This is a genomic window from Scopulibacillus darangshiensis (assembly GCF_004341035.1).
In the GTDB taxonomy this organism is placed as follows: Bacteria; Bacillota; Bacilli; order Bacillales; family Sporolactobacillaceae; genus Scopulibacillus; species Scopulibacillus darangshiensis.
On the sequence record NZ_SLXK01000020.1, the window covers coordinates 72451 to 78696 of the forward strand.

General features: G+C 42.4%; 6 protein-coding genes. 5 read left to right on the forward strand and 1 reads right to left on the reverse strand.

Annotated elements, in window-relative coordinates; genetic code table 11:
- Positions 1-14 precede the first annotated feature (14 nt).
- The 5 genes from fliS (at position 15) to prfB (ending at position 5717) form a co-directional block, all read left to right on the forward strand.
- Positions 15-413 (forward strand): flagellar export chaperone FliS, encoded by a 399-nt coding sequence (gene fliS / locus EV207_RS13730; protein ID WP_132746721.1) that lies wholly within the window; start codon positions 15-17, stop codon positions 411-413.
- Positions 413-760: a hypothetical protein gene (locus EV207_RS13735; protein ID WP_132746722.1), complete on the forward strand. Its 348-nt coding sequence runs from the start codon at positions 413-415 to the stop codon at positions 758-760. Before fliS ends, EV207_RS13735 begins: the two co-directional genes overlap by 1 nt.
- A 370-nt stretch (positions 761-1130) precedes the next feature.
- Entirely contained in the window at positions 1131-1685 is a 555-nt protein-coding gene (hpf, locus tag EV207_RS13740; protein WP_132746723.1) for a ribosome hibernation-promoting factor, HPF/YfiA family, read from the forward strand.
- A gap of 315 nt (positions 1686-2000) precedes the next feature.
- Positions 2001-4517, forward strand: a complete 2517-nt coding sequence (gene secA, locus EV207_RS13745; RefSeq protein WP_132746724.1) for a preprotein translocase subunit SecA — start codon at positions 2001-2003, stop codon at positions 4515-4517.
- 101 nt (positions 4518-4618) lie between these two features.
- Positions 4619-5717, forward strand: a protein-coding gene (gene prfB / locus EV207_RS13750; protein ID WP_243647072.1) for a peptide chain release factor 2 whose coding sequence is annotated in 2 segments (ribosomal slippage) — positions 4619-4681 and positions 4683-5717 — 1098 coding nt in all. Because the reading frame shifts where the segments join, the coding sequence is not laid out codon by codon here.
- Positions 5718-5744: 27 nt separating this feature from the next.
- Here prfB and EV207_RS23100 read toward each other — a convergent pair.
- A complete protein-coding gene (locus EV207_RS23100) occupies positions 5745-5912 on the reverse strand; it encodes a hypothetical protein (protein WP_165886946.1) in 168 nt (55 codons plus the stop codon).
- Positions 5913-6246 lie beyond the last annotated feature (334 nt).

Here is a 6246-nt window from a genome sequence, read left to right on the forward strand (position 1 = left end):
GGGGACACTAGCACATGTCATTCAGTCCATATCAGGCCTACCAGCAAAATACGGTGACCACAGCTGCACCGGGAGAACTGACACTAATGCTTTATAACGGCTGCCTTAAATTTATAAATAAGGGTCGTGAGGGCATCAGCGGACGGAACATTGAAATGAAAAATACGAATCTGATTAAGGCGCAAGCGATCGTCCAGGAATTGATAGTAACGCTAGATCAGGGCCAGCCAGTTGCTGATATGATGTTGCCGCTCTATGACTATATCAATCGCAGGCTAATGGAAGCAAACGTACAAAGTGACGCCGCCATTCTTGATGAAGTAGAGGGTTTGGTAACGGAATTCCGCGATACATGGAAGCAAGTCATCCAAAGCAACCGTGTCAAGCAGCATGCCGCTAGAGGAGGCGCCTAATGAGTGTCTTAACTGGGCTTTATGAAAAAACCTTAATCTTAAAAGAGCTCGTCTCCACTCATCACCCAGGAGATCGTGATCAGACAATCGAACAAGTTCAAAGGATTCTTGATGAACGCGATTTGCTTCTTGTCCAGCTGCCGGCAAATCCCACAGAAGAGGAGCTGCGGCTTGGTGCCATGATAGTTGAAATGGACGATGTCATCATTAATGGTTTGGAACGCATATTAAAAGGGGTCACACACGATCGTCAAATGATTAAGGAGAAAAAGTCGATTTCCCAGCGTTATCGCAATCCTTATAGTAATATAGCAGGTGATGGCATGTTTTTGGATAAGAAGGAGTAAATCATGAAACCGATTTGATGATTGATATAAATCAATGTGGTAATAGGGTGATCAAAAGAACCTTTTTCTAAAATTAGTGCAACAATAGCAGACTCCGACAAATTGGGCGGTTTTTATTTATATATTTCCCTCATGCGCTATTTCCCGGGAAATCTCGACAGTAAACAAATTATTTCCCATTATAATAGAGTAAAACACCACATCAGATATTAACCCCAAAAATAATTTTATCCGACAAAAACTGTCATTTGCCGCGGTATCATAGGTTTGTTAACTGGGTGTATAAATATTATTAAAAAATCATATGTTTTAGCAGGGATAATTAAGGGGAATAAAGAATATGTATAGAAATCGAAAGGAGGAGTTCTATATGAATTTCAACATACGTGGTGAAAATCTTGAGGTGACTCCCTCTCTAAGAGATTATGCAGAAAAGAAGGTCGGCAAATTAGAGAGGTACTTTGACTCACCGCTTGCATCGGATGTTCATATAAACATGCATGTGCATAACAATGAACAGGTGATTGAGGTCACAATTCCAATGCAAGGACTTCTCTTAAGGGCAGAAGAATCACATGATGATTTGTATGCCGCGATTGATTTAGTAGTTGAGAAATTAGAAAGGCAAACAAGGAAGTACAAAACCAAGGTGAATCGCAAGAACAGACAAGCAACACGTGAGGAACAACTTGAGGTTTTAAATGGCACATCGCCGATTGCCACTCAGGTTGAGGAAGAAGTGGATGAATTTGAAGTCGTCCGTAAGAAGCGATTTAACTTAAAACCTATGGACACTGAAGAAGCCATCCTACAAATGGACATGCTTGGACACGCGTTCTTCGTCTATTCCAATGCGGAATCAGGTGATACCAACGTGGTTTACAAACGTAAGGATGGACGCTATGGGCTGATTGAACCGGAGTAATCCGCTGTTCTCAAGGCTTTTGTCTATTTTGCAAAAAAATGAAGCGAAACGAAATACACCGTCTGCCGCTATCATCCGGCAGACGGTTTTCCCGTTAAAAGACATTGGTTAAATCGCAGGGAATTTTTATCTGTTTTGTCTATAGAAGTGAGTTGTACCATAAGTTCGTTGTCATTCGCACCATAAGTTGTTAAAATATATAAGTGACTAAATGAAATATGTTTCAAAGAATATGTATGTTCTGCAAATCCACCGTTGGATCCAAATGGTTCTTCGGTATAAGCGTTCCACTCTATAGGACGAGGTGTATAGATTATGGCAGGATTATTAAAGAGAATTCTAGGCGACCCAAGCCTAAAAAAATTAAACAAAATGGAGAAAATCGCTCATCAAATAGATGCGATAGCAGAGGATACGAAAGTTCTAAGTGATGAACAACTAAGGGAAAAAACTGATGAATTTAAACAGAGACTTCATGACGGGGAAACCCTCGATGATATTCTGCCCGAAGCCTTTGCGGTTGCCCGTGAAGCATCAACGCGTGTTCTTGGCATGACACCGTATTTTGTTCAGCTAATAGGCGGTATTGCACTTCATGAAGGGAATATCTCAGAAATGAAAACGGGTGAAGGTAAAACACTCGTAGCCACCATGCCGCTTTATCTAAATGCATTATCTGGAAAAGGCGCACATTTGGTTACAGTCAACGATTACCTGGCATCACGCGACGCCGAGCAAATGGGTGAGCTGTTCAACTTTTTGGGGCTGACTGTTGGTTTGAATATCCCAGGCATGTCCCATGATGAGAAAAAAGAGGCTTATGCCGCTGACATTACTTACGCGACAAACAACGAGCTTGGCTTTGATTACTTGCGTGATAACATGGTCTTATATGAAGAAGAAATGGTTCAGCGCCCGTTAAACTATGCAATTATAGACGAAGTCGACTCGATCTTGATTGATGAAGCCCGGACACCGCTGATTATATCAGGTTCAGCTGAAAAGTCGACAATGCTTTACACCCAAGCGAATCAATTTGCCCGCCTTTTGAAAGATGAAGAAGATTACACGATTGATTTAAAGACGAAATCGGTTCAGCTGTCTGAAGAAGGTATGACAAAAGCTGAAAAGTTTTTTAGTGTCGAGAACTTATATGATTATGCCAACGTTCAGCTTAACCACCATATTCATCAAGCGTTAAAGGCTAACGCCATTATGCACCGTGATACGGATTATGTTGTTCAAGATGATGAAATTGTCATCGTCGACCAATTCACTGGCCGGCTAATGCAGGGCCGCCGTTATAGTGAAGGGCTTCATCAGGCGATTGAAGCGAAGGAAGCTGTGGAGATACAGCGTGAAAGCAAGACACTTGCAACGATCACGTTCCAAAACTACTTCCGTATGTATAAAAAGCTTGCCGGGATGACCGGTACAGCGAAAACTGAGGAAGAGGAATTCCAAAGCATATACAATATGGATGTTATTGTTATTCCGACTAACAAACCGGTTATTCGTGATGACCGTGCTGATTTAATCTATAAATCAATGGAAGGCAAGTTCAAAGCAGTCGTCGATGAGATTGTCAGGGCCTTTCATGTGGGGCAGCCAGTGCTTGTCGGAACCGTGGCGGTTGAAACGTCGGAATTAATTTCAAAAATGCTAAAAAGACGCGGAATTACCCATAATGTCTTAAACGCGAAAAACCATGCCAGAGAAGCTGATATTATTGAAAACGCCGGCCAGCAAGGTGCTGTGACCATCGCCACTAACATGGCTGGCCGTGGTACTGATATCAAGTTGGGCGAAGGTGTGATCGAGCTCGGCGGATTATATATCGTAGGTACTGAGCGCCACGAGTCTCGAAGGATTGATAATCAGCTGCGCGGTCGTTCAGGACGTCAGGGCGACCCAGGGGTTTCACAATTTTATCTATCAATGGAAGATGAACTGATGCGCAGGTTCGGTTCTGAGCGGATGCAGGGCATGATGACCCGCTTGGGAATGGACGATGACCAGCCGATTGAAAGCAAGCTTGTCAGCAAATCGGTTGAATCTGCACAAAAACGGGTAGAGGGCAACAACTTCGACGCCCGTAAGCAATTGCTGCAATTTGATGATGTTATGAGACAGCAGCGTGAAATTATTTACAAACAGCGGGCTGAAGTGCTTGAATCTGCCAATCTCAAGGAAGACATCCAGGAAATGATCCAGACGGTGATTGAGCGCCATGTTAATGCCCACACACCTCATGAGGAAATCCCTGAGGAATGGGATTTGCAAAAAATCATTGATTATCTCAATGCGCTGATTTTCAATGAAGGTGAAGTCACCGAAAAGGATCTTAAAGGAAAAGAACCTGAGGAAATGGTTGATCATATTACCGCGAAAGCCCTTGACCAATATGATAATAAAGAAGAAAGTTTTACAGAAGAAAGAATGCGTGAATTTGAACGCGTCATCATGCTTCGTGCGGTTGATATGAAGTGGATGGACCATATCGATGCTATGGAACAGCTTCGCGAGGGCATTCACTTAAGAAGTTATGGTCAAGTCGACCCATTCCGTGAATACCAATTTGAGGGCTTCAAAATGTTTGAAGAAATGATTGCTTCAATTGAAGAAGAGGTTGTTAATTACTTGATGAAGGCTGAAATTGAAGAGAACCTTGAACGTCAAAAGGTTGCAGAAGGTCAAGCTGTAGATCCAAGCCAAAATGAAGAAGAAAAAAAGCCGAAGAAAAAACCAGTTGTCAATCATGAAAGGATCGGCCGGAATGCCCCTTGTCCTTGTGGCAGCGGCAAAAAATATAAAAACTGTCATGGGAAATAAAATAAGTTGATCGGGGCTCCCCTCGGCGGTGAAAAAATAATCGCTGAGGGGAGAAACCGTGTTTATAAACAATGAAAACTGTAATGAAAAGAGGATTTACTATGGAATTATCAGACATTAAGAATGAACTATCCGAGATGGCAGAGCGTCTCCAAGATTTTAGGGGGTCTCTTTGACCTAGAAGAGAAGCAGGGACGGATAAATGAGCTTGAAGAGAAAATGACGATGCCAAATTTCTGGGATGACCAAAATGAGGCACAAAAGGTTATTAATGAATCCAATGCATTAAAGGGGAAAGTTGATGACTTTAAAGAACTCGAAGAAGGATATGAAAACCTGGAGATCACTTACGAACTGGTAAAAGAAGAAGGGGATTCGGATTTAAAAAAGGAACTGGACGAAACGATTGGTGAACTGGTTCAGGCCTTTAACAGCTTCGAAATAACGATGCTATTAAGTGAACCACATGATAAAAATAATGCCATCCTGGAGCTGCACCCTGGTGCTGGCGGTACCGAGTCTCAGGATTGGGCATCAATGCTGCTCAGAATGTATACAAGATGGGCGGAAGCCAAGGGCTTTTCCGTCGAGACACTTGATTATCTCCCCGGCGAAGAGGCAGGTGTGAAAAGTGTCACGCTGTTAATCAAAGGTCATAATGCTTATGGTTATTTGAAGACGGAAAAAGGCGTGCACAGGTTGGTTAGAATCTCGCCATTTGACTCATCAGGGCGGCGCCACACATCATTCGTTTCCTGTGAAGTGATGCCGGAAATGGACGATGATGTAGAAGTTGAAATTAAGCCTGATGAACTTAAAGTAGACACGTACCGCTCAAGCGGCGCTGGAGGTCAGCACGTCAATACGACAGACTCTGCGGTCAGGATCACTCACACCCCGACAAACACCGTTGTGACGTGCCAATCCGAACGCTCGCAAATTAAGAACCGCGAGCAGGCGATGAAAATGCTGAAGGCCAAGCTTTACCAACTGGAAATTGAAAAGCAGCAGGCTGAATTGGCTGAAATCCGAGGTGAGCAAAAGGAAATCGGCTGGGGAAGCCAAATCCGTTCCTACGTCTTCCATCCCTACTCGATGGTCAAGGACCACAGGACCAATGTTGAAGTGGGCAACACCCAAAGCGTCATGGACGGTGAGATCGATATCTTTATCGACGCTTACCTGCGTTCCCAATTGTAATAGTGCCTGGCACCACGGTGCCAGGCACTATTTATAGGATTCATCATCCACTTGCTGTTCCAGAGGCGAATCGGCTGGGAATGTTTGGTTTAGATCCGTATTTTTTTTCTCTGAGAAAATCGCCATTTCTGGGTTTAGAACAGTATTCATTTGTAATTCCATTTTTGAATAATTTTCTTTTCTTTTATTTGTCATAAAGGACCTCCTTGGAATCGGTTTCTTAATTGAGTTGTAATGCGAAACAACAGCCCAAATCTTCTTTCCAACATTGTATGATGCACACAAAAAGATGTTCATCATATTAACTTGGAATTTATAACCACTTTTTCCCCGATCACACCTATCATATATTTTATCCATATTGGATTATAATTATGACAATTATTTTTACCGCAAAAAAAGCGAAATAATACAAAAGTATTAAGAATCCTTATCCTAGATTATTCATAGAAAATCCTTAATAAGACGGAAAATGCTTATCCATCAAGCGATTTCACAATATCTGTTACGCATCAAATAAATGAAAAAA

Excerpts from the sequence above, each read along its gene's own strand:
- fliS (WP_132746721.1), top strand. The coding sequence starts at position 15 with ATGTCATTCAGTCCATATCAGGCCTACCAGCAAAATACGGTGACCACA.
- EV207_RS13735 (WP_132746722.1), top strand. The coding sequence starts at position 413 with ATGAGTGTCTTAACTGGGCTTTATGAAAAAACCTTAATCTTAAAAGAG.
- hpf (WP_132746723.1), top strand. The coding sequence starts at position 1,131 with ATGAATTTCAACATACGTGGTGAAAATCTTGAGGTGACTCCCTCTCTA.
- secA (WP_132746724.1), top strand. The coding sequence starts at position 2,001 with ATGGCAGGATTATTAAAGAGAATTCTAGGCGACCCAAGCCTAAAAAAA.
- EV207_RS23100 (WP_165886946.1), bottom strand. The coding sequence starts at position 5,912 with ATGACAAATAAAAGAAAAGAAAATTATTCAAAAATGGAATTACAAATG.